At 56.0% G+C, this 24,368-nt stretch carries 21 protein-coding genes; 10 read left to right on the forward strand and 11 right to left on the reverse strand.

Annotated features, from left to right (window positions below; genetic code table 11):
• Positions 1-117 precede the first annotated feature (117 nt).
• The 3 genes from J5286_RS23120 to J5286_RS23130 all read right to left on the reverse strand — a co-directional run bounded on the left by J5286_RS23120 (position 118) and on the right by J5286_RS23130 (position 3,832).
• Complete coding sequence (locus J5286_RS23120; protein WP_209193659.1) at positions 118-1,173, reverse strand: aldo/keto reductase; 1,056 nt, start codon at positions 1,171-1,173, stop codon at positions 118-120.
• Positions 1,174-1,241: 68 nt separating this feature from the next.
• On the reverse strand, positions 1,242-3,056 hold the full coding sequence (gene edd, locus J5286_RS23125; RefSeq protein ID WP_209193660.1) for a phosphogluconate dehydratase: 1,815 nt from the start codon (positions 3,054-3,056) through the stop codon (positions 1,242-1,244).
• 29 nt (positions 3,057-3,085) lie between these two features.
• Positions 3,086-3,832: an SDR family oxidoreductase gene (locus tag J5286_RS23130; RefSeq protein ID WP_042474704.1), complete on the reverse strand. Its 747-nt coding sequence runs from the start codon at positions 3,830-3,832 to the stop codon at positions 3,086-3,088.
• Positions 3,833-4,137: 305 nt separating this feature from the next.
• Here J5286_RS23130 and J5286_RS23135 point away from each other — a divergent pair, with 305 nt between their 5' ends.
• The 8 genes from J5286_RS23135 to J5286_RS23170 all read left to right on the forward strand — a co-directional run bounded on the left by J5286_RS23135 (position 4,138) and on the right by J5286_RS23170 (position 11,696).
• The gene (locus J5286_RS23135; RefSeq protein ID WP_015084405.1) at positions 4,138-4,932 is read left to right on the forward strand and encodes a GntR family transcriptional regulator; all 795 of its coding nucleotides are present in this window, start codon (positions 4,138-4,140) and stop codon (positions 4,930-4,932) included.
• 398 nt (positions 4,933-5,330) lie between these two features.
• Positions 5,331-6,278, forward strand: a complete 948-nt coding sequence (locus J5286_RS23140) for an extracellular solute-binding protein (protein ID WP_209193661.1) — start codon at positions 5,331-5,333, stop codon at positions 6,276-6,278.
• A 119-nt stretch (positions 6,279-6,397) separates the two neighbouring features.
• A complete protein-coding gene (locus J5286_RS23145; RefSeq protein ID WP_280637017.1) occupies positions 6,398-7,525 on the forward strand; it encodes an ABC transporter ATP-binding protein in 1,128 nt (375 codons plus the stop codon).
• Positions 7,526-7,527: 2 nt separating this feature from the next.
• On the forward strand, positions 7,528-8,427 hold the full coding sequence (locus tag J5286_RS23150; RefSeq protein ID WP_042474699.1) for an ABC transporter permease: 900 nt from the start codon (positions 7,528-7,530) through the stop codon (positions 8,425-8,427).
• A complete protein-coding gene (locus J5286_RS23155) occupies positions 8,424-9,242 on the forward strand; it encodes an ABC transporter permease (RefSeq protein WP_209193662.1) in 819 nt (272 codons plus the stop codon). The genes J5286_RS23150 and J5286_RS23155 overlap by 4 nt, the downstream gene beginning before the upstream one ends.
• 64 nt (positions 9,243-9,306) lie before the next feature.
• Positions 9,307-10,290 carry an SIS domain-containing protein gene (locus J5286_RS23160; RefSeq protein ID WP_209193663.1) on the forward strand — a complete coding sequence of 328 codons (984 nt, stop codon included), beginning with the start codon at positions 9,307-9,309 and terminating at the stop codon, positions 10,288-10,290.
• Positions 10,291-10,426: 136 nt separating this feature from the next.
• Positions 10,427-11,269, forward strand: coding sequence for a PfkB family carbohydrate kinase (locus J5286_RS23165; RefSeq protein WP_209193664.1), 843 nt, complete (start codon positions 10,427-10,429; stop codon positions 11,267-11,269).
• A 181-nt stretch (positions 11,270-11,450) separates the two neighbouring features.
• Entirely contained in the window at positions 11,451-11,696 is a 246-nt protein-coding gene (locus tag J5286_RS23170; RefSeq protein WP_245206679.1) for a hypothetical protein, read from the forward strand.
• 764 nt (positions 11,697-12,460) lie between these two features.
• Here J5286_RS23170 and J5286_RS23175 read toward each other — a convergent pair.
• From J5286_RS23175 to J5286_RS23215, 8 genes are all read right to left on the reverse strand, one after another.
• A complete protein-coding gene (locus J5286_RS23175; RefSeq protein WP_209193665.1) occupies positions 12,461-13,081 on the reverse strand; it encodes a TetR/AcrR family transcriptional regulator in 621 nt (206 codons plus the stop codon).
• A gap of 301 nt (positions 13,082-13,382) precedes the next feature.
• Entirely contained in the window at positions 13,383-14,003 is a 621-nt protein-coding gene (locus tag J5286_RS23180; RefSeq protein ID WP_174080954.1) for an LOG family protein, read from the reverse strand.
• Positions 14,004-14,103: 100 nt separating this feature from the next.
• Entirely contained in the window at positions 14,104-14,712 is a 609-nt protein-coding gene (gene idi / locus J5286_RS23185; protein ID WP_174080866.1) for an isopentenyl-diphosphate Delta-isomerase, read from the reverse strand.
• Between the two features lie 112 nt (positions 14,713-14,824).
• Entirely contained in the window at positions 14,825-16,450 is a 1,626-nt protein-coding gene (locus tag J5286_RS23190) for a B12-binding domain-containing radical SAM protein (RefSeq protein ID WP_174080867.1), read from the reverse strand.
• A gap of 76 nt (positions 16,451-16,526) precedes the next feature.
• Complete coding sequence (locus tag J5286_RS23195; RefSeq protein ID WP_174080868.1) at positions 16,527-17,285, reverse strand: isopentenyl transferase family protein; 759 nt, start codon at positions 17,283-17,285, stop codon at positions 16,527-16,529.
• A gap of 571 nt (positions 17,286-17,856) precedes the next feature.
• A complete protein-coding gene (eutC, locus tag J5286_RS23205) occupies positions 17,857-18,600 on the reverse strand; it encodes an ethanolamine ammonia-lyase subunit EutC (protein ID WP_209193666.1) in 744 nt (247 codons plus the stop codon).
• The gene (locus tag J5286_RS23210) at positions 18,597-19,994 is read right to left on the reverse strand and encodes an ethanolamine ammonia-lyase subunit EutB (RefSeq protein WP_174080870.1); all 1,398 of its coding nucleotides are present in this window, start codon (positions 19,992-19,994) and stop codon (positions 18,597-18,599) included. The genes eutC and J5286_RS23210 overlap by 4 nt, the downstream gene beginning before the upstream one ends.
• A gap of 139 nt (positions 19,995-20,133) precedes the next feature.
• Positions 20,134-20,961 carry an N-formylglutamate amidohydrolase gene (locus J5286_RS23215; protein ID WP_209193667.1) on the reverse strand — a complete coding sequence of 276 codons (828 nt, stop codon included), beginning with the start codon at positions 20,959-20,961 and terminating at the stop codon, positions 20,134-20,136.
• 315 nt (positions 20,962-21,276) lie between these two features.
• Between J5286_RS23215 and J5286_RS23220 the strand changes: the two genes are divergently transcribed.
• Both J5286_RS23220 and J5286_RS23225 read left to right on the forward strand, forming a co-directional pair.
• Positions 21,277-22,791 carry an amidase gene (locus tag J5286_RS23220; protein ID WP_174080872.1) on the forward strand — a complete coding sequence of 505 codons (1,515 nt, stop codon included), beginning with the start codon at positions 21,277-21,279 and terminating at the stop codon, positions 22,789-22,791.
• Entirely contained in the window at positions 22,764-24,329 is a 1,566-nt protein-coding gene (locus J5286_RS23225) for an ABC transporter substrate-binding protein (RefSeq protein WP_209193668.1), read from the forward strand. Before J5286_RS23220 ends, J5286_RS23225 begins: the two co-directional genes overlap by 28 nt.
• Positions 24,330-24,368 lie beyond the last annotated feature (39 nt).

A 24,368-nucleotide genomic window follows, 5' to 3' on the forward strand; every position in this document is an offset into this window, starting at 1 on the left:
GATCTCACCGCCTGTTCAAGGTCTCCTTCCAAAGGCGCGCGACAACGATGGGTTTCTCTCGAATGCATTTGATGGCTTGGTGGAGGTCGGCGCGCTCGGCGCCGACCAAGGAGTCAACTATGCCAAGTATGAGGAGAGCAAATTTAAGTCAGCTTCGCAAAGCCTGTCGGTCGCCTCATTGCGCTGGTGCCAGTAGGGATAGAGCAGCGGCGGAACGCTAACGTCGTCGAGCCGCTTTCGCTCTTCGGCGCTCAGCTTCAGATCCGCGGCTGCAAGATTATCCTTGAACTGTGCTTCCGTGCGTCCTCCGATGACGACAGAGGTGACAGGCTTTCGACCGATCAACCAGGCGAGTGCCACCTGCGCTGCGGAAACGCCACGGCCGTCGGCAATTGAAACAAGGGTATCAACGATGCTCCAGAGGCGGTTTTCGTCGCGGATCGGAGGTTCCTTCCAGCCGGCGAACTGGCGGCTACCCTCCGGTGCTGCCTGATTACGTTGATGTTTACCGGAGAGCAGGCCCCCTGCAAGTGGGCTCCAGATAAGGACCCCAAGACCTTGATCTACGGACACCGGAAGCAGCTCATATTCGGCATCACGAGCTTCCAGCGTGTAGTGAATCTGCTGGCTGACAAAGCGTTGACGTTTCTCCCGATCGCTGACGCCGAGCGCTTTCATGATGTGCCAGCCGGAGAAATTCGAGCAGCCGATGTAGCGCACCTTGCCGTGACGGACGAGCGTATCAAGCGCTTCCATAGTTTCTTCTAACGGCGTTTGTCCGTCCCATTCATGCAACTGATAAAGATCGATGACGTCGGTCTTCATGCGACGCAGGCTCGCCTCGCAAGCCTCGATCAGATGATAGCGGGAGTTGCCGGCATCATTTGGCCCTTTGCCCATCGGGAAACGCGCCTTGGTCGCGATCAGTACGCCGTCCTTGCGCTTACCACCCAGAATGTCGCCGATGATCTCTTCGGACTTGCCGTCGGAATAGACGTCTGCCGTGTCGATCAGATTGACTCCGGCATCCAAGCAAAGATCGACGAGGCGTTTAGCCTCGGGGACACCAAGGTCGCCGACCTTCCGGGCCCAGCCGACGCCGCCGAAAGTCATTGTACCCATTGTGACAGTTGATATTTTGAGGCCTGAACGGCCAAGCTGACGGTATTCCATGAGACTCCTCCTTTTGGAATATGATTTTCGTAGGGATGGCGGCCAGACAAATCCGGTCTATTCAGACACTATCTGAGTACGCTTCCGCCTTGGTCGGCGGCGCCCACGAGCGCACGAAAGCCTGCAAATAGTTCTCGTCCCATCCCGGAATGCTGCGAACTGAGGTCTTGGGTAGCAGTCGCACGGGATAGAAACTCTCGCTCGTCGCCTAGAAGGGTAAGCGTCCCATCGTTCGCGTCGAGTCGGATGAGATCTCCGTTACGAATTTTGGAGATGGCGCCACCATCCGAGGCTTCTGGAGTAACGTGGATCGCGGCAGGCACCTTGCCTGACGCGCCTGACATCCGCCCGTCCGTGACGAGCGCTACTCTGAAGCCCCTGTCCTGCAGGACGCCGAGTGCAGGCGTCAATTTGTGCAGTTCGGGCATGCCGATACTCTTCGGACCCTGGAAGCGGACAACTGCGATAACGTCACCATTCAACTCGCCGGTCTTGAATGCCTGCTGCAGCTCGTCCTGAGTGTGAAAAACGCGTGCAGGCGCTTCGATCACGCGGTTTTCGGGTTTCACGGCAGACACCTTGATAACCGACCTACCAATATTGCCAGTCAGCACCTTCAACCCACCATTCGATGAGAACGCATCGCGTATTGGTGCCAACACCTTGGGATTACCCGACAATGCCGGCGCGGGCTCGAACGCCAAGTCACTACCGCAAAGCTTAGCCTGGACGGTGTACCCGCTGAGTCCGCTTCCGCAAACGGTCTTTACGTCATCGTGGAGAAAACCCGCATCGATCAATTCGCGAATCAGAAAGCCCATGCCGCCTGCGGCCTGAAAGTGGTTCACGTCGGCAGGGCCGTTAGGATAGACGCGTGCAAGCAACGGCACCACCCCACTCAGGTCGCTCATGTCTTCCCACGTGACGTGTAGGCCGGCCGCCTGCGCGATGGCAATGATGTGTATCGTGTGGTTCGTCGAGCCGCCGGTTGCAAGGAGCCCGACAATACCGTTCACGATCGCCTTCTCATCGACGATCTGGCCGATCGGGGTGTAATTCTCGCCCCCAACGGTAAGTGAAAGAGCACGTCGAGTGGCCTCGCGAGTAAGGGCATCACGCAAATCCGTGTTCGTGTTGACGAAGCTCGAACCTGGAAGATGAAGCCCCATGATTTCCATGAGCATCTGGTTAGAATTCGCCGTGCCGTAGAACGTGCAGGTGCCGGGAGAGTGGTAGGACTTCGCCTCGGCGACGAGCAATTCGTTGCGATCAACTTTACCTTCCGAGGACAGTTGCCGGATCCGCGTCTTGTCCTCGTTTGAGAGGCCGGACGTCATTGGGCCAGCCGGCACAAACACGGCCGGCAGATGACCGAACGTGAGTGCCCCGATCAGAAGGCCAGGGACGATCTTGTCACAAACGCCGAGGTAGACCGCGGCATCAAACATGTTATGGCTGAGTGCAATCGCCGTTGACATGGCGATGACATCGCGGCTGAACAGGGATAGGTCCATTCCTGGTTGGCCTTGGGTGACGCCGTCGCACATAGCCGGGACGCCGCCGGCCACTTGCGCTGTCGCGCCGATCAATCGCGCTGCGTCCTTGATGATTTCGGGATAGGTGCCGTAGGGCTGGTGGGCGCTCAGCATGTCGTTGTATGACGTAACGATGCCCAGGTTCAGCGACTTTGAGCCGGTCAGCCTCGCCTTATCAGATGGTGAACAGGCGGCGAAACCGTGGGCAAGGTTGCCGCATGACAACGCCGAACGGTGGACGCCTTTCTGCTTTTGAGCCTCGATACGGTCGAGATATTCCCGACGCGACTGAGTACTCCGAGCCGCGATGCGGTCGGTGACGATTTGGACAGACTTGCGCACAGACATCTAAATGCTCCCACGGCACCCATTGATCACTAAATACCGGGCTTCAAGAAACCGCCGCTGGGAAGAGGTTTCAGGTACTGGGCTATCGGGGAGACTTCGCCAATGTAGACGCGGGCAGGTCGGGTTACGATGAATGTGACGTAGTCTGCAACGTCTTCGGGCTGCAGCAAGGTTTCGCGGTCGTCGATGTGGTTCTCGGAACGCTGCTGAGTATCAACAGCTCCCGGGCAAACCGCCGTCGCCTTGACGCCAAATTCGATCCCCTCCGCATCCGTCGTCTGGGTGAAGCCAAGCATGCCGAACTTCGACGCAGCGTACGCCCCAAATTTCGCCGATGCCACTTTGCCCGCACGAGAAACAATGTTGACGATATGGCCGCTCCGTCGATCGCACATATGTTGGAAGAAGGCCTGCGTGCAAAGGAATGTGCCCTTGAGATTGATCGCCATCATCCAATCCCAATCCTCTTCCTTGATGTTCGGGATCGAATTGTGAATAGCAACGCCAGCATTGTTCATCAGGATGTCGACCGCGCCGAAGCGATCGAATGCGGCCTGGGCGAGCGCCGTGACTTGCGATTTGTGCTGAACGTCCGTTTGAACAGCAAGCGCCTGGGGTCCGATCGCGCGCACCTCGTCCGCCACAGCCTCGATCTGATCCGCCTCGATCGCGGCGAGGACGATGTTGCATCCTTCCTTTGCCAGTGCGAGAGCGGTGGCTCGCCCAATACCCCGGCCGGCTCCGGTGATGACGGCAGTTTTTCCTGCAAGTTTCATGGTTCTTCACTTTCTAACGAAGCTGTCTGCGGGCAGTTGTCGCCCGAGTAAAAGCTATCTGGGCGACTTCCAACATGGTCGCTCTTCAGAGCGGCTGGAGCCCATTCAGCACCGGTTTGACCAGAGCGGCTACAATCTTCCTTGGTATATACCAATCTGTCAAGCATTATCGACCTCGACAGGCAATTGCCCCGTAGCTCCCGCCTTTTCGAAGCTTTTCCATTCTTTTGCGGTGGTAAAGCAGGATTCTTTGTCGATAATAGCGGAGTGACAGTCGCAAGCATACCAATTGGAATGGAGAGCCCTTGGACACCGAGCCAATGTACATCCAACTGCAGCAAGATCTCCTGCGGTCTATTCAAAACCGTGAATTCGAACAGGGGAGCCGTTTTCCGTCTGAAAGGGAGTTGTCACAGAAGTTTCGAACGAGCCGTGTGACAATGCGCAAGGCTATAGATCGCCTGGTGCAAATGGGCGTGCTCGAGCGCCGAGGAACCAGCGGTACATATCTACCGGATCGTCTTTTCGACCGGCCCATAAGTGAACACGTCGCCTACAGTATTTCTGACGTCGTAGAGAAGGCGGGCCACGTTCCCGGATCAAAGCTGCTCTTTTTCGAACGGAAGGTCGCGGACAAGGCAACGGCGGCCAAGCTCAGTATTGCAGTGGGTGATCCCATCATCTCCATCCAGAGGCAACGCACTGTAGATGGCATTCCAGTTTGTGTGGAGTTCAGCTTGATCCCGGCCAGAATGGTACCGGGCCTATCCGCTGCAGATGTAATTGAAAACAAATCGCTTTATGCTCATCTCCGCGACACGTATCAACTCAATTTGCATAACAAGTCTTCGAGCATAAGTATCCATAGAGCTACGGAGGCGGAAGCGGAGTTTCTGAATCTCTCAGCGGGCGCTTCTGTTCTAAGGTTTGACGGTGTTACCGAAACAATTGACGGCATTCCCTTTGAGCATCTGCGATCGCTGAACCATCCCGACTATGTGAGTTTTTCCATCGAGCACCGGGACTACAACGCAAGTGAGGCAACGGCTTCGCCCATAACGATGATGATGGGCGGTAGGACACCACACAAAGGTGGCTAGCCTCTTCGAGACCGCTTTAAGTCCGAACAGATTTTCCACCCCGCCAAAAATCTTATTGACAGCACATTAATCGGATGTATCTTGGTATATACCAACTGGCCTGAACATGCAGACCAGTTGAGTTGGGACGTTGCTACACCCTGGCTCGGCAAGTGCCGACTCGCGCAGTAGCTTGAACCGTTCAAGCTATGGGATTGCCCTCCTTTTAACTGGGAGCGGAGGGCGACGCGTCTCACTGGTATATGCCATGCGGTCTGAACCGCCATAAAAGGGGAATTCCAACCATGAATGCCATACGACATAGGTTCGCGGTTCTCGCCGCTTCAGTATTCGTCCTTTCCGGGGCGGTTGCTTCCGCCAGCGCTGCAGACGTCGTTATCGTCGGATCCGGCGGCGTCGTGCAGGACGCCTTTAAAAAGGCGCTTTGGGAGCCGGCCGGCAAGAAGCTTGGTCTGACCGTTGCGGACGACACTTCGCAAAGCTGGACCGACGCCAAGGCGCAAGTCGATTCCGGTTCGGTGAGCTGGGATATCATCAACATCAACATTGGCGAATGCCAGCTTGCTGCGGACGCCGGCATTCTCGTCAAGCTGCCGGCAGACATCGTTGACCGGAGCAAATTTTCGCCTGGTTCGGTGAACGACTACTGCGTCGGCAATACCGTGTTTTCGCAGATCATGGGCGTCAGCACAAAAAAGTGGGGCGGCGATTACCCCAAGAACATGGTGGATTTCTTTGACGCCAAAAAATTCCCCGGCAAGCGCGGCCTGACCCGCGGCCCGCGTGGCAATATCGAAGCGGCTGCTATGGCGCTCGGCAAATCTCACGATGAAGTCTATCCATTCCTCTCAACTGAAGCCGGCCTGAATGCGGCATTTGCCAAGCTTGAAGAGCTGATCAAAACGTCGGACGTCGTCTGGTGGGATAGCGGTGCGCAATTGACCCAGCTCATCGTCGATGGCCAGGTCGATCTGTCTTACGGCTGGGATGGCCGCATCATCACGGCGATGGACGCCGGCGCGCCGGTTAAGCCCGTTTATCAGGACGGCATCATTCAGTCCGATGGTTGGGCGGTTGTGAAGGGTGGACCCCACACCGGCAACGCGATCAAGTTCGTGAAGGAAATCTCCAAGGCAGAATATGTCAAGGATTTGCCGAAATATGTCGCCTATGGCGGCGCCAACTTGCTTGCTTATGACGGCTACGATGAAAAAACATTGTCGCGCTTGACGTCATCGCCAAAGAACGTCGAGGGGCAATTGCCGCTCGGGGTGGACTTCTGGAACAAGAACGGCGCTGAGCTGTCGGAGCGTTTCGACGCGATGCTTCTGTCTATCAAGAAATAAGAATTCGGAAAGTCTGGCGGCGAAACGCCGCCGCCAGACGGCCTGTCTTCAAGCTGCGCTCGCCACAAACCGATATAACGGATCACGCGCGTAGCAACCTCGACACTGGGAGTAGTTCATTGTTTTCGCCAAGTCACACACTGCCGTCGGAACATAGTGCAGCAAGCGCGCAGTCTCTGCCGATTTGCATTGCCGGCGTCACCAAAACGTATGGGCCCGTACACGCTCTGAACGACGTCAGTCTCGACATCCGAAGCGGCGAGTTCATGACATTGCTGGGTCCTTCAGGCTCGGGAAAGACCACACTCTTGATGACGCTTGCGGGGTTTATTCGGCCGGATCACGGATCGATCAAGTTCGGCGAGGAGGAGATGTCGTTCACGCCGCCCCATAAGCGCGGGGTCGGGATGATGTTTCAGAACTATGCTCTGTTCCCGCATATGAACGTTTTTGCAAACATTGCTTACCCGTTGAAGATCGCCAAGCGTTCTAAATCTGAAATCAAGGACGCAGTCGACGAGGTCTTGGAAACTGTGCAGCTTCCCGGTTATCAATCCAGACGGATCTCGGAGCTTTCGGGCGGCCAAAGGCAGCGTATCGCGCTTGCCCGCGCCATCGTCTTCAAACCAAAAATCCTGCTCATGGACGAACCACTTTCAGCGCTTGACAAGAATCTGCGTGAAGCGATGCAGGTCGAGTTGAGATCGATGCATGAACGCCTCGGCATGACGACAGTCCTGGTGACCCATGATCAGCGTGAAGCGTTGACCATGTCGGACCGTGTCGCCGTTTTGCGTGGTGGTCAGATTTCGCAACTCGATACGGCCTCGCAGATCTATAACGCGCCCACAAGCGCCTTCGTGGCAGCGTTCATGGGAGAATCTAATTTTCTAAAAGTCGCCGTTGCGGGATCGAAATGCTCTTACAGGGGTAAGGAGCTTAAGGTTGCATCGAATGCTGTAACCGATGGGGCAGGCCTCCTGGTCATTCGTCCGGAGAAACTGGAGATCGTAGCTTCCCCCGACGGACACGATGCTTTCAATATTTTTGATGGCGTCCTGGAGCGCACTTTGTTTCAGGGCGAAAGCTACCTGGCCTTTATCCGCCTCCCGGACGGCAATTTGCTCAACGTTCGGCAGCACTTGAACCAGGCCAGCCGTGCCGCAATTCCTCAACCCGGCTCGCAGGTCACCCTTTCGCTTCATGAAAGCGAAACAGTTGTCGTCGCTGACGACGTGGAGCGCTGATCATGAGCATCGTATCCACCTCAGATGCATTCAGGCAAAACGAAACGGAATTGAGACGGGCGGACCGCCTTGAGGGCTTAGGTCTGCTGTCGCTCGCCATCCCCGGTATTTTACTGCTCTTCGTCACGATTATCCTCCCCTTGGCGGTTATGACTTATCTCGCCTTTATCGGGAAAGAGGGTACTTTCAGTTTTGAAAATTTCACGCGGCTTTGGACAAGCCCAGTTTATTTTTTGGTGTTCAGGATCACCTTTTTGGTCTCTCTGTACACAACCTTGCTGGTGGCCCTGATCGGTTATCCGCTCGCCTATTGCCTGGTACAGCTACCCAGTCGGATTCAAAACGTCGCGCTTTTGTTTGTCCTGCTGCCGTTGTGGACTGCCGTTCTGGTGCGTACCTATGCATGGCTCGTGCTGCTGCAAAGCAACGGCGTCATCAACGAGGCCCTCATGCGCTTGGGTCTTATCAACGAGCCGCTCGCTTTGACTCAAAACCTGACGGGCGCGCTGATAGGCATGGTCCATATCATGCTCCCCTTTATGGTAATGCCGCTCTACGCGTCGATGAAATCGATCGACAATGATTTGATGGCGGCTGCGGCCAATCTGGGAGCTAAGCCGGCGCGTGCCTTCCGGGATGTGTATTTTCCGTTGTCGCTGCCTGGGTTTTTCTCCGGAACACTCATGGTCTTCGTTTTGTGCCTGGGCTTCTATGTCACGCCGGCCGTGCTAGGCGGCGGCACCGTCATCATGGCGGCCATGCGTATCGCGGCAAATGTCACCCTCTATTCCAATTGGGGTGCAGCGAGCGCGCTTGGCGTGGTGCTACTTGTGATCACGATTGTGTTGGTCGTCGGCGCCGCAATCTTGGCACGGCGCGCAGGAATGGGAGCGGTGCGATGAATTGGTTTCTTCAACCTGCATCCAAGACGCAGATCACGCATTTGCAACGCCTCTGGCTTTATGTGCTTTCGGTTCTGACACTGATCTTCCTTGTCGCGCCGACGCTCATTGTCATTCCAATGTCGTTCTCGCCATCGGACTTTTTGGAATTTCCGCCACGGGGTTTCTCGTTACGTTGGTATGAAAACTACTTCTATTCCACGGATTGGATGACCGCTACCTTCGTTTCGTTGCGCGCAGCCATTCTCTCGATGCTCTGCGCGACGAGCCTTGGAACGGCAGCGGCTTATGGAATTTGGGCTGGTCGTTCGAATGGCCGTACGCTGCTGTGGGGACTTTTTGCCATGCCGATGGCAATCCCGATTATTATTTTGGCAATCGGTGCATTGTTTGTCCTGGCCAGGCTTGGACTCGTCAACACGACAACCGGCCTGGTGGCGATGCACACCGCTCTTGCCCTGCCGCTCGTGCTCATTGTTGTCACAGCAGGCCTTGCATCCTACGACATCAATCAGGAACAGGCCGCCAGAAGTCTTGGTGCAACACGTCCCTACGCGTTCTTCACAGTCACGCTTCCGCAGATCAAGTTTTCAGTCATCTCGGCGATGCTGTTCTCCTTCTTTGCGTCATTCGATGAGGTCGTCGTGGCGATGTTCATATCGAATGGCCCCCACGCAACCTTAAACCGGCGAATGTTCAATTCACTTCGAGATTCCGTGGATCCCACGATTGCAGCGATTTCGACCTGCCTGATAGCGGTTTCGATTGTTTTGCTGGTGCTCGGTCAAATCTTCAAGCCGCGCACCACTCATTGAGCGAGCGCGGCTGAATAAACCTGAAGCTTTTACCCAACGTCTGACTAGATAAAGGAATGATCAAATGACGACCCAAAAGACTGATGCCCAGATCGCAGCTGCGGTGCGGGCCGTAGCGGAGCGTGAAAGTGTCACGGACATCTTCTTCGTTGCTTGCGGCGGTTCTTACGCCATTATGCTGCCAAACCAGTATATTGTTGAGCGCGAGGCGGAACAGATCAACGGGATCGCGCTTAACGCGGCCGAATTCAAGGCTCGCGCGCCCAAGCGCCTTGGCAAGACTTCCGTGGTCATCCTTTGCTCCCATTCGGGCTCAACGCCGGAAACGGTCGAGGCGGCCGAGATCGCACGCAAGGCCGGCGCCCTGACAATTTCGCTCACGCACGTCCTCGGCAGCCCTTTGGATCAAGCATCCGAATACACCATCCCATACACCCATGAGCCCGCGGCGATTTCGTCGGCGCATTCGATGGCTGTTCTTTCGCGCCTCACGTTGGGTATCCTGAAGGCCCGTGAAGGAAATAAAAAGGCAGACGATTTTGACCGCGCTCTCGCAGTGCTACCAGGCATCGTAGAAAACATTATCAAGGATCGTCGCTCCGCGATCACGGAATTCGCTGAAGCGCACAAGCGCGAAGCCGTTATTTACACGATGGCCTCCGGTTCCAATTTCGGCGTGGCCTACTCCTACGCGATTTGCATCTTCCAGGAAATGCAGTGGGTTCACTCGGCTGCGATTAACGCCGGTGAGTATTTCCATGGTCCGTTCGAGATCACTGATTTCGACGTCCCCTTTATCCAACTCATCGGGGTTGGACCCTCGCGGACGATCGATGAACGCGCACTGTCTTTCGTTGAAAAATATAGCAAGCGCGTAACTGCCCTCGATGCAAGGGATCTTGGCGTGTCGAAGCTGCCCGAGACCGTCGCCGAATATATGACACCCCTCATCTTCCAACCCGTTCTTCGGGCCTATGCGGATAAGCTTGGAGAGGCGAAGGGTCACCCCCTGACGGTCCGCCGTTACATGTGGAAGCTCGAATACTAATGGTCTGGGAGGCGGTTCGCAGTTCGTGTCGCCTCCCAAAACAACTGCCAGGGGTGAACTACCACCCTGAGTCCAGCTTCACGCCCGAGGAGCCCTGAGCTTCCGGTGTGATTGCGCTACGCTTGGGAAGCTATAAATGTCCAATGCTATTTCTCGCCAGGCTGGACTCGTCAGCATCGGCGACAACGTGGTCGATCACTACATTGACCAACGAGTATACTATCCGGGTGGCAATGCCTTGAATGTCGCCGTTCTCGCACGTCGATTTGGTCTAGGCGATGTTGCCTACATAGGTCTGATCGGTGACGATGAGGAGGGCGCCCATGTTCATTCTTCGCTCCTCGCTGAAGGTCTGTCCGACGCTCATTTGCGTCGAGCGAAAGGCGAGACGGGCAAAGCAAAGGTAAATATCATCGATGGTGATCGGGTCTTTATCGAATCCAACCAAGGCGGCGTGCGTAAGCGGCTAATGCTGCGGATGGACGTCGATGACATTGACCTGATTTCCCGTCTCGGCCACGTGCATTCATCGTGTTTCAGTTACATCGAGCCTGAACTGCCTCGCATCCGTGCAGCCTCGAGAGAACTGTCGTTTGACTTCTCCACCGAGCGAGACCGCGACTATCTCGCAGCGATTTGCCCCCTTTTGACGCTGGCGTTCTTTTCTGGATCCGATCTGTCGAATGACGAAGCCGATAGCTTTATCGGAGAGATGCATGCTCTGGGCGTGGCCTCGGTTTGTGTGACGCAGGGTGAGCGCGGTGCGGTTTTTAGCGAAGGTGGGCGCGTAACGCGGCAAGGAATCGTGCAGGCGAAGCTCGTTGATACAATGGGAGCCGGGGACGCTTTCATCGCGGGTTTTCTTGCCGCGCGTATCAACGGGGCGTCGCTGGAACCGGCTTTGGCTCATGCAGCAGGATCTGCGGCGAAAGCGTGCGAGTGGCCGGGGGCCTTTGGTCACCCGCATCCTGCGGAGTAGGTGACGGGGCTTCGGCCAACATTCAGGGGCGATAGTCTCGCTGACCGCTAGCAGTAAATGGCGTCTGGGCGCCACCGTCTTCCTCCCGGGGAAAGTCGTCGACCGCCTTTTGGCGGACTCGAGTGAAAGGAGGGTCGGCGACCTTCCTGGGGGGCAGCAGGGCTTTTGGCGGTAGTGGGCAATGCTGTGGACGCCGTGCATCGAGCTTGCTTGCATCTCGATGGAAAACATTCGCTGGAGTAAGTCGGTGAAAGACAAAAAGATTGATGAGAAGTGGCAAGATCTCGTTTCACACTATCGGCCATTAGGTATCAAAGCGGTGCTTGCGGCAACAACTGTCCGGTCTCCTGCGCGCCCGAAGAAAAGTGGTCAATCGCCGTCCGATAAAATACCTTTAGCCACGGGGCGGGTTGATCGCGCGGAATGATACGAATTTGACGGCATTGCTGGTCGGTGCTGTTAGAACTCCTCCCGGGGCACCTTGGCTGCCGTCTCGCAGATCGCGGCGGCAGCCACTTTTCGTGGGAGCAATGGCGTCTTGGCTTCAACCGACACTTCGATGCTGGCGCCCGGTACGACACCTGCCGCCGACCGCGGCGCAACTTAGTGCGATCTCTGTCATGAAGGAATGGATACTTTCCCCGCTTGAAAAGACCTGCATTCGGTGGATTTCTCAAGGGAGGACCGTCGCCGAAATCGCGTCGATTGAGGGCAAATCCGTCGCCGACATCGAGAACTGCCTGCATAGTTCATTGGTCGTACTGAAGGCAAAGTCGATTGAGGAGGCCATTCAGAAAGCAGATCTCAGTAAGTCCAATTGACTTGATCGAAAGGCGCTCTTGCCGTCGGCTTGAAAAACGGAACCAACTTTGCTGCCGAGAACTGGGGGACGTGACTGCCCACCGGTTCAGCTTTCATATGCGCACGTTGCATCTGATCGATCTCTTGCAATATGTGTAGCAGCCGTTTGCCTGCTGTCGTGGCAAACGGCCTCAGGAACGATGGAAGTTCCATAATATCTACTATGTGATATGTTATAACATTACAACACTGCCTCGCACATGGCTCAACGCGAGTTCGGAACATACGACGTTGGAAGCGGCCAACCTTCAAGGCCACCTGTTCACAGACAGCGGCATCGGAAAACGCTTAGGCGATATGTAAATACCAATCACCAAGCGAAATACTCGTTTATCTAGTGACCAAATCGGCGCGCTGGTACGAGGAAAGCATCGCCTGAACGATACGCAAGCCATCGGTTTTCAAATCAAACCCCGAATTTTCTTCCAGCCAGGTCTGAAACGTTCCCCGCATCATAAACCAAAAGGTATATGCCGCAGTGTCGGACGTCCAGGGAGCTAGCAATTCCTTCCTAGTCTCTGCGGATCCAAAGACGCTACCTAACGTCGCTCGCACCTCCTGGTGGAACTTGAGGTCTTCATTATAGAAGGCGGCTGTATCGGAAACTTTCTTATCATAGATCTGGAAAATCCGCCTGCAGTTTTCGTTGTCAGCGAGGTAGTTAATGGCTGATGTGGCACATTCAGCAACCGCCTTCAACGGCTTCTCAACCATTCCTGCGTCATGGAGTCTGCCCAGTTTTCTTGCGTGCCAGCAAAAATCATCGCGCAATGCCAACAGAATGTGCATTTTTTGTCCGAAATGCCACTGGACGGCGCCCGTTGTTACGGCCGCTTCGCCGGCAATTTCTTGCAAGGTGGTGTCATCGTATCCTTTTTCGATAAAAATAGCTTCGGCAGAGCGTAAAATCCGCGTCCGGGTAGCTGTAGCCTCTTCCGGCGTCCTTCTCATGACTTACCTGTCCTGTGGCCAATCGCATAAGTCCTCTTGGGAACGCACCTCACCCCGGCATCCCGCGAGAGATAGGAAATAAGAGATCGGCCATGGTTTGCCACAGCGATTTCGTTACAAAATTAACAAAGGGATCACAGGTATGCAGGGCCACCGCCGCTCGTGGTACCCTCTCGTTTTATAGACAACGCAATTCACAATTCACTACCGTTCAATGCAATTCATATCATTAACTCGCCTCTGTGACTGCTACAGCTGGTTATCGGCAGCAACGATGAGGTAACTGGCAAAGTGGGCTCAGTTAGCGGCGGAGCGCACCTAAGAAATCGCTCTGTTCTGAACGTGACTTTAGCGTGGCGCTACCTTTTGCCATCGCAGACAAGAGCGCCTCAGCGTCCTCCTCGACGAGGAGGATGTTGCGATGGCTTGCTGTCACGAACGCCTCGTCAACAACGTGATCAAGAAAGGATTCGAGCTTCCTATAAAAGCCTGCGGTGTCGAGCAGCCCACAGGGTTTACTATGATAGCCAAGCTGAGCCCATGTCCATACTTCGAACAGTTCTTCAAGCGTTCCCAATCCCCCTGGCAAGGCGATAAAGCCATCCGACAGCGCTGCCATCAGCGCTTTGCGCTCGTGCATGGTCTCGACAATGCGCAGATCAGCGAGACCAGTGTGCGCAACCTCATTCTCGGCCAGTGCACGCGGGATTACCCCAATAACCTCTCCGCCATTGCTTCGGGCTGCATCGGCGATCGTCCCCATCAAACCGATCGAAGCGCCGCCATACACTAATCCGATGCCTGACGTCGCGAGAGCTTTGCCGAGGCGCTTTGCTGCGCTCACATAGTCTGGTTTCCGGCCGTTGTTTGAGCCCGAAAAGACGCAATATCTCAAACGCTCCTCCCATCGACAAACGAACATTACGCAAGATTGGCTTTGAATATTCAAACCCACCAAGATCCGTTTCGAGCGCCCAGACCAGGGCACGGAATAGCGCGGCCAAATCGTCGTAACCAACGTCTCATATTTTTGCTCTGGCGGCTTCTGGCAAGCTCAGCTCATCCGCTATGGGCCATTGCGATGGATCCGCATTAAACGATGCGAGCAGTTCGACTTGCGCGCGACACCATGGCGACACCAGCAAGCGCCCATCCTGTAAGCTTTTGACAAACCATTGCCAATCCACCCACTGCCACGCAGACACCTCATTCAGATCGGGTGTTACGCTCAAGGTTTGGCAGCGGGCGGTGAACACGGGGCACAATTCATGTTCGGTGATCCCATTCGTCATTGCTGCGCGATAGGAAAACTCGGGTAGCACAAGACGAATGCCATTTACCTCTATCCCCAATTCCTTTCGAACCCGGCGCTCGATTGCTTCAATCAACGATTCACCCGGCCGCGGGTGCCCACAGCAACTATTGGTGAGAACACCGGGCCATGTAATCTTGTCCGATGCCCGCCGCGTCACGAGCAGCTTCTTGTCGCCATCAAAAATGTAGACCGAAAAGGCAAGGTGCAGCGGTGTATGGGCGTGATGGATTTCGGACTTTGGAGCCGTGCCGATGGCCTCACCATGCTCGTTGCACAAAATGACCTTTTCGGAGAGTGTATTCGTCGAAGTGTTCATCAAACACCTCCAAGGTTGGAAAGCTGCATGCAACCTGATCGGTGGACGGTCATCAGCGTCTTCAGAAATGGCAACGTGTGGAAGTGAACGCATGGCGTCGTTAAACTCAGGGTCAAGCCGTCGTCACACCATATCCATTAAGTTGCTCGAGAAGTTGACTTTCAAGACGCTGCGCTTGCCCTTCGTCCTCGACGTCCGCACTGATCATTCCGAGACGATCGACTAATTTTTCTACTACGGCGTTCCGACGTCCGGAGTCATTGCTTATAAGCGGACCCTCGAAATCGTGTTGCCAAGATCGGAAGTTTGCGGTGTCGCTTTTCCAGCGAACCTCCCTTAGAGTTTCGAGCTGCAATCGCTGCGCTGTATCGGAGTCCATCCCGTTGTGGCTCCAGATCCGTGCCTCGCCGCTCGGGTCATCAACTTTGAGGTTGAAGCGTTCTGCATCTTGCCAAACAGGCATAGTCTCGTCCTGAAGCATGCAAACGTAAAGAGCGAATTCTCCGGAATACTCGTTGACAAGGAACGCCTTGGTCTCCTCGAACATATCGGGAGTTTCCCCTGGATAACCGACAATAAACGACACGAAATGTTTGATCGTGCTTCCGTCTAGAAGCTCGTGAGCTACACGATTTGCTCGCGCCGTGACTTTCTTGTCCATGTTCCTGAGGCTCGCATCGCTCATTGACTCGAAGCCAATGAACAGAGATTTGCAGCCGGCGTCTTCGAGCTGATGGACGAGCTCGGCATCTTTGATTGAATTTGCTCGCGTGTATGCTTCCCATTGAATGTCGATGGTAGCTAATTTCGGCAAAAGCTCCCTGAGGCGCTTCGGAGGTACGGTAAACGTTGAATCCAACGCTTTGACGTAGCTTGCGCCGTTTTGAACTTTATAGTGCTCCCAATCGCTCGCGATTTTATCTGCGGACTTATATCTCCACAGGGGCGATGCAGCCGGGAATGAGCAAAATTTGCAACTGAACGGACAACCCCGCATCGATTCGTAAGGTACAACCGGTGCATGACCGGTTAGCGCGGGTGACGGGTATTGGTCCAGGTCGATATAGGCGATCGGCGTAAGCCGTGGTCGGCCATTTACATCGCGAAACACGAGATTAGGAACGCTGGTGGGATCACCTCCCTTGAGCTTATTGAGCAAATCCGGCAGCGCAAATTCAGCATCTCCGCGAATGATAAAATCGACGCTCCCATGATCTCGCATAATCTGCATGAACTTGAGATTGCTATATTGACCACCAAGGATCAGGATTGCATCGGGGAATCGCAGCTCGATCCAACTTATCGCCTGAAGCAAGCTGCGCCGGTCCCAGATGAAGGTGGTTGAGAGGAGAACGACATCGTAAGAACCAGCGGGTTCGTCTCCAACCCCTTTCCAGATATTTTCAGTTGGCATCGCGTCGAACTCAACTCCCCCCTCAGTGAGAATGGACTGCAGCGTGAAGGTCGTGAGGTGGAACGTTCGAGCCGGTTGGGACGCGCCTTTGGCAGCAGAGCTATTGCTCATAGCCCTTGCCCCGCCGCCATCTCGACGTGCACGAAGCAACGGCACGCCCCCCCCATCGTCGGCTTTATACTGAAGGCGCGAGAGATCAAATCGGGCCCTACCAGAGCCGACGGCAGCCACTTCAGGATTGATAAGGAGCTCGAAGGATGAACCACGCAGCAGCCTGTTATCGGGAAATTCCGGCCCCATTCCGGAGATGAGCAAGATAGTCATTTTACCTCACGGTTGGCAAAGTTTCAGATTGACGCGTAGCTCGAAAGTAAGCTTTTGCTGAATCTCATGAGTAGACCTAGCCCAACGATCTAAGGTCCGGTGGGCTCCCGGTATCATGTGGAGCCGAGAGAGGAGTGAGGCCAACATTCCCGCCTTCTTGCCAGTCAGGGAAGTCGCGCTCTTGCCACCGCGCGTGTTCAAGATATTCCTCGGCAATGGCCGCTATCAGCGCCTCCCGCCGCATCGGATCGAGATGTAACAACTCGCTGATTTCGATGTTATTTTCCCTGGCGAACTGTATCGCGCAGCGATATCCGTCGATGTCCTCCAATACTGGCCGGAGAACTTCCTGGTTCCAGAGATCCGCCAACTCTTCCAGCAGGGATGGGCGCTCGTCCTTGATGGCAAACATTTCCGTAACTCGAAGTCTTGCCCGCGGCAGGAAAACATCCGGAGCCGCAAGACGCAGGCGCCTTACGTGCCACCTGAAACCGGCATTCCAATAGGAGTCCTTGGCCATGCAGTTCAGAAGGGAAATCGAACCGCCTTCGAGGATGAGGCCAGGGGAAGATTTGCGATCCTCTATTTCCGATATGAGCTGGAGATGAGCGGCCTCTGCTTCCATCACGCCTTCGGTGAGTGGGCGCGAATCTAGGTAGATTCGCTGGGTGGATTGCAGCTCCGACTCTAAAGGACGCCCGCTGCCGGTGGCGATTTGAGGGCAGCATTGTACTCGATCCAGCGCGATAACCGGCCATCCGGTCTCTCGTGCAATTTGGATTGCCAAGTCTGTTTTTCCGCTGCAGGTGGGTCCATAAATAAGATAGATTAGCATTCGCATCTCGCTCTTTTTTGGTAACTGGTGCCATCGGGCGTGACGCGGCACGATCTGATAACCGTGCCGCTTGATCGGGTATTGAAAAGTATGCGCCGCGCACAGTATAAAAAGAACAAATGTCCGAATTCGAAGTCTCGAATTCAGAAATAATGATAGTATTTGTTCCGGGTGCAACCTTAGCAACGGAGATTGGTGTTCGCAATACGGATGAAAACATTAAATATATACATTAATAATGTAAATATACTGATTGTAATGCCAGAATCCCAATGCTTGTACTAGAAGTTTCGTTTCAATTGACATCGATTCCCCAACCGACCCTGCGGGTGATCAACTTGCAGGGTGTGCCGCCGCTAAACAACGACCATGTGCTGGACGGCGCGCATACCCGACCCTGAATGTGGTCATAAACAATGCAGGTAGGGGCAAGACCCTCGGGGAGACCGCATTGCTCGAAGGAAAGAGCGTAGCGGAGATCGAGGACCATTTGCGACGTGCGGTGCTCTCGCTTGGAACAAAGTCCATCAAGGAAGCGCTTTATAAGGCCAACCTTCCCGAGCCCTATTGACTATGCATCCCCGTGCGTCAGCGTACTTGCCGTGCCTTCGGCGTTTTCCTTGAGGTCAACACCGGTCAGTTGCAAGCGCAGCGCTTCTCGAACGATCCAAACGATCTTGTCGGCCGCAACCTCATAGCTGAGCCCGTCGGCGTGAATATTCGAAATGCAGTTGCGTTCGCTGTCGCGTCGTCCCGACTGCGGTTGGAACGTAATATAGACACCCAGACTGTCGGGCACGCTTAGCCCCGGCCGCTCGCCGATTAGCACGATCGCCACCTCAGCACCGAACGCCGCCGCAGCCTCATCGCCGAATGCCACCCGCGCCTGTTCGCCCAATATCACCGCGGCGATACTGAATCCCCCAAGACGCTTAATACACGCTTTGAAGAGCGGGACCGCATGGCGCTCAACCGCCGATGCCGACAGCCCGTCCGCGATAACGAACGCGATATCGTGGCGTTCCCCCGACACCGGAAGATCGGCAGCAAGCGGCTGACGACCGAGGTCCGGGCGCGCTAGATAGACGGTCCGGTCCGCCGCACACGACCTGATACGGATCGTCGGAACTGGCGCAAGTTCCTTGGCGAGAGCAACGAAATCGACTCGGCCATGGACGGCGTCCCGCGCCCTGGCATGAGCAAGCTGAAAATCTAAAATTGCCGCTGTGGGCAATGCGTCGCCCGCCCTTCCAAGTCCAATCCGGGCACGTGTAGAATTGCGGAAACGCTCAAACGGGTCTCGGCCCCAACTCATGCGGACACCCCGTAGCTCAAGAGATTGTGAGAGAATTGGCCCGAGGCGCTGGCAGGCGCCAGACGGCCCGAATGATCAAGCATGCCCATGCGATGAAGCCAGGCTTCGAATTCCGGTGCCGGCGGACGGTTGAACTGATGCCTGAGCCCAAGAATATCGTGGTAGGAAAGGCTCTGGTAGTTGAGCATGACGTCATCAGCGCCGGGGACAGCAATCAGGAAGCTGACACCTGCGACGGTCAGCAGCACCATAAGATTGTCCATGTCGTCCTGGTCTGCCTCTGCATGGTTGGTATAGCAAACATCGACCCCCATCGGTACGCCGAGCAGTTTTCCGCAGAAATGATCCTCTAGCCCGGCACGAATGATCTGCTTGGCATCGAACAGGTATTCAGGACCAATGAAACCGACCACGGTGTTGACGAGCAGCGGGCTGAATTCCCGCGCCACGGCATAAGCCCGCGCCTCGACCGTCTGCTCGTCCACGCCATGATGGGCGTTCGCCGAAAGAGCGCTGCCCTGCCCGGTCTCGAGGTACATGACATTGGTTCCGACGGTGCCGCGCTTCATTGACATCGCGGCTTCATTGCCTTCCCTGAGAACGGCAAGATCGACGCCGAAACCTTTGTTGGCAGCCTCGGTGCCAGCAATTGACTGGAAGACCAGGTCGAGCGGTGCTCCGGCCTCGATTGCCTTGATGGAGGTAGTAACATGGGTCAATACGCAGGATTGAGTGGGAATCTCGAACCGTTCGCGCAGCCGGTCGAACAGGACCATCAACCTGGTGCAGGCATCAAGATTGTCGGTCGCCGGATTGATGCCGATCAGCGCATCGCCTATCCCATAGAGAAGCCCGTCCAGTGTCGAGCCGGCCACGCCTTCCGGGTCGTCGGTGGGATGGTTGGGCTGCAGCCGGCTCGAGAGCCGTCCCGACAAGCCGATGGTGGAGCGGAAAGCAGTGATCACGTTGCATTTGCCGGCAACCGTGATCAGATCGTGATTGCGCATGATCTTGGAGACGGCGGCGACCATTTCCGGCGTGAGGCCCGACGCGAGCGCCGCCAGCCTTTCAGTCGTCGCGTCGTAGGAAAGAAGCCAATTGCGAAACTCGCCGACCGTCATATGCGAAACCGGCGCGAATGCTGCCCGGTCATGGCGATCGATGATCAGCCGGCTGACCTCGTCGGTCTCATACGGGATCAGCAGATCCTGCAAGAAAGTTTTGAGCGGCATGTCGGCGAGCACACAGCGGGCAGCCACCCGCCGCTCATTGCTTGACGCCCCTATGCCCGCAAGCACATCGCCCGACTTTGGCGGCGAGGCACAGGCCATGACGGATTTCAAATCCTCGAAGACATGGCGCTCGCGCCCTAAAATGATCGAATACATTGTCATCCGCTCGTGGCCATGCTTCAGGCCAAAGTTTGGGGTTGGAACGCGGCCACCCTGAGAGTTGGTGGCAGGCTCGCGCGGTCGGTTTCGAAGGCAGCTACGCAAGAACCGTGCCAGGCGTTACGACGGTGACCTTGCAACATCACGACTGCGGGCCGGCAGGCGTGTCGATTGACGTGGGTGCGGCGGGCAATTTTCCGCGCTGTATTTCTGATACGCCCCTTTGGATGAGGGTGGCGAGATACGCCGCAACGGCTGCTTGTCCATCCGCGCGCGCCAAAAGGTCGTTTCGAACCTCTATCATGACGTTCGGTATGCCGTTTGCGATGCCATGCTCGATAAGTGTGTGCGTGACCCCATCCGCCGGACCGTATGGTTGGTTCCTCATGACGACATAGTTTTGATCGGTTCCTTCGGCTTCCGCGAGGATCGCATCCGCGAGCCTGGAGTCGCTGTCATGCAATACTCCGATCTCGACTTCGCGCCGCCTGCCGAAATAGATCGGGGTAAAACTATGGATGGTCACAAGGATGGTCGCGCGCCCCTCAGTTTTGCGTGCGCTCAGAATTTCAGAGAGGCCGTCGCGAAAGGGCAGATAGATTTCCCTGATCCGCGCCTGACGATCTGCTTCCGAGATGTTCTGATTTCCCGGAACGTCATAGATCTCGCTCTTTCCGACGATTGCAGACGCGGCCTCCGGCGGGCGATTGCAGTCGTAAACGAGTCGCGAATAGCGCTGGTAGCAGAGAACCGCATCGAGAGATGTCGAAAGATATCCCGCGACTTTCAGTGCACCGGGATCCCAGGCGATGTGACTTGAAAGTGCCGACGTATCAAGACCGAGGTCGCCGAGTGCTCGCGGGATCAAACGCGAAGCATGCTCACAAACGACCACAATGTCGCCGAGCGCGGCCTTGTTTTCGATCGCGATTGCAGAGTCACCAGCGCCGAGCAACGAGAATTTACCCATTTTAGTCTCCGTTGATATCCACACCATATCAACGAAAACAATAAAAGCAACATGATCTCCACATAGCTTGATATCGCCTTCTTTACGGGGCGATGGTTCATCTCCGCCACGCCTCTCCTTCGCTCACCGTTTTCGGAAGGCTGCCGAAACCCTAGGCAAAATGCCTGCAAACTATGCCTCTTTGTGAGGCAATCCTGCGCGGTGCGTGTCCAATTCGATTTCTTATGCCGATGCTCCTGCTGCGTGCTGGGATGACCCACGTGACGATTTTTCCGGCCGCAAAAATTCGAAAGCACTCATCGATCGTGTTGACAAATGCAACAAGTCCACATAAATCCACATTCCAAGGAGATCGCAATCGTGGATTTTTCAGTTCTTTCGCTCAGCTCAGCAATTGCTTCCGGCAAGCTCACGTCCGAAGCGCTCGTTAAGGAATGCCTGGCGCGCATCGCGCGGCTGAACCCCATCGTCAATGCTTTCAGTCAGGTGTTTGAAGAACAGGCTCTTGACGAGGCGCGAGCCTGCGATCGTGAAGCGGCCGAAGGTCGGTTCCGGGGTCCTCTCCACGGTATCCCGATGGGCGTCAAAGATCTCTTCTTCGTCGAAGGGCAGCTCTGCCAGCGCGGATCTCGTGCCTACAAGGATTTCGCTCCCAAGGCGACGGCGCCGATCGTCCAGCGGATGATTGACGCCGGATCTATTATCATCGGGAAGACGACGACCACCGAAATGGGGTGGTCCGGTTCCGGCTTTTCCGAATTCTATGGTCCGACACGCAATCCCTGGGACCCTAAGCTCACCAGTGGTGGTTCGAGCTCCGGTTCGGGTGCTGCGCTCGCGGCTCGGATGGTTCCCTTCACATTGGGGTCCGACGGTGGTGGTTCCGTGCGCATCCCGGCGGCATTCTGCGGTGTGTTCGCCATGAAGGGCTCGCTAGGGCGCGTTCCGGCCTGGCCTTGGAGCGCGACGGAGATGTTGTCCCACGCCGGCCCGATGAGCGTCTCGGCAAAGGATAGCGCTTTCTTGTTCAATATCGCCAAGGGGCCTGATCCGCGAGACCATCAGGCACTGCCGGACGACGAAGCCGACTACACCGAAACGCGATCGACAAAGTCGCTGCGGATTGGTTTTGCTCCAAGCCTCTTTGGGTTCAAAGTTGCGCCGGAAATCGATCGGGTCGTGCGCGAAGCAGTCGATGCGCTCACGCAGGCACTCTCGATCGATGTTCGTTCGGTTTCCCCGGACTGGGAAGATCCGATCCGTATCTTTGAAACTCTCTGGGTTGCCGGCCGGGGCGTCGCCTATGGCTCCCAGTCCGACCTGTCCGATTTCGGCAGCGGTTTCCGCGCCCTTGTCGAAGCTTCTGCGGGCTACAATCTCAATGATTATCTTTCGGCCGCGAAAGCGCGCGCGGAATTTGCTGGTCGCGTACACGCACTCTTCGAAGACATCGACCTGCTCCTCTTGCCAACCATCCCGGTCGAGCCGTTTTCGGCGGATCGGGAGGCGCCCGAGGGGTTCCAGTCGCCCTCGGAGGTCCTCGCGTGGACAGGCTGGACGCCCTTTACATATCCCTTCAATCTTTCCGGCAACCCGGCAGCCTCATTGCCCTGCGGCCTGACCGTCAACGGGTTGCCCGTTGGCCTGCAGGTCGTCGGCCGCCGTCATGCCGACGCACTTGTCATGGCATTTTGCCAGCAGGCCGAAGACCATATTTTCAAAAACAACAATCCTCCGCTTGTCGTTGCTGGCGACAAGATGGGGTGGGGAACGCCCAGCAAATCAACTGTGGAGATGTCGTCATGGAGTTCAATAGAAGATCGCTCTTAAAGAGTTCGGCGCTTGCGGGCATCGCGCTCGGCATGCCTGTTCTCAATACCAAGTTCCTGGTCAATCCGGCCAATGCCGCGGAAAACAAGGTTCTTAAATTTCTTTCGGCCGAAACTCTGACCGGCAACTGGGACCCCTCGTCTCACACGACGCTGGCGCAGATCAACCTTGAAAGCTTTGTGTTCGGCTATCTGACCCGCGCACCGATGACGCCGGAAAAACCTGACGAACTCGTCATGGAACTGGCGACCGAGATGAAGCTGGTCGACGAGCACACGCTCGAATTCAAGCTGCGCGAAGGCGTCACCTTCCACGACGGCAAGCCGTTCAGCGCCAAAGACGTCAAGGCAACGTTCGAATATGCCAGTCGCCCGGACCGGCCGGCTGCTTGGTATCCCGGTCCATGTGAAGTCGAAGTCGTCAGCGATTACGTCGCGCGGGTCAAAACCGACAAGGCCGGCTACCCCGCAAGCCTTTTCTGGTTCCTTTCTTCGTTTCTGCCGATCATGTCGGCAAAGGACGTTGCCGACCCCAAGACGCTATCTGCCAGACCGAACGGCACCGGTGGATTCAAGTTCGTCAAACAGGACGGCAACACGACCGTCCTCGAGGCCTTCGACAATTTCTACCTCGGCAAGCCGACGATTCCCGGCATCAATTTCAGCTTTGTCGGCGACGCGACGACCCGGACACTGGCACTGTTGAACGGCGAGGCCGACCTTATCGAACGCCTTGAAGCGGAACAGGTCGAAACGATCGAAAAGACCGGAGGCTTCCAGCTTCACAAGGCGATCTCGGTCGAAAACAAGTATCTCTGGTTCCGTTGCTCGAAGCCGCCCTTCAACGACTGGAGACTGCGTCGCGCCGTCTGCCACGCGATCGACCGATCGGTGATCGACGATATTCTCGGCGTTTCTGGCCATGCCTCGAACTGCTATGTGTCTCCGGTCAAGTTCGGCTATGTCGATATCCCGAACTATCCAAAGTACGACCCGGACCAGTGCCAGAAGCTTTTGGCGGAAGCCGGTTTCCCGAAGGGCGAAGGACTGCCCGAACTCGAATATATCACATCGGTGGGCTTCTACCCGAAGACGAAGGAATATGCCGAGGCCATCACGGCCATGCTTCAGGAACAAGGCTTCCCGGTAAAACTCAACGTCATGGAAGTCGCGGCCTGGGGCGACGCGCTCTACGATCGTCCCGGCGGCGGGCCTGGTCATATGATCGACTGCGGCTGGTCGACCGGTTCGCCGGAGCCGGACCTCGTGCTGCGCACGCATTTCCACTCGACGACGCACCGCATCTGCGGCATCCAGGATCCGGAAATCGATGCTGCCCTCGATAAGGAGCGCAACGCCTCGAAGCCCGAGGAGCGCAAGACGGTCATTCAGACCGAGCTGATGTCGTTGCTGGCGACCAAGACGCCTTCGTTCTCTCTCTTCACGTCAGTCTTCATCCACGGCATGCGTGATGGCTTAAGTGGTCTGTACATCTATCCGAATGGTATGATGGACGCCAATAAGGCGACATTGGCCTGATCCAGCGCTGCGGCCGCTGCCTCGCTGCGGCCGCCTTGG

This window comes from Rhizobium sp. 16-488-2b, from assembly GCF_017741815.1.
GTDB lineage: Bacteria > Pseudomonadota > Alphaproteobacteria > Rhizobiales > Rhizobiaceae > Rhizobium.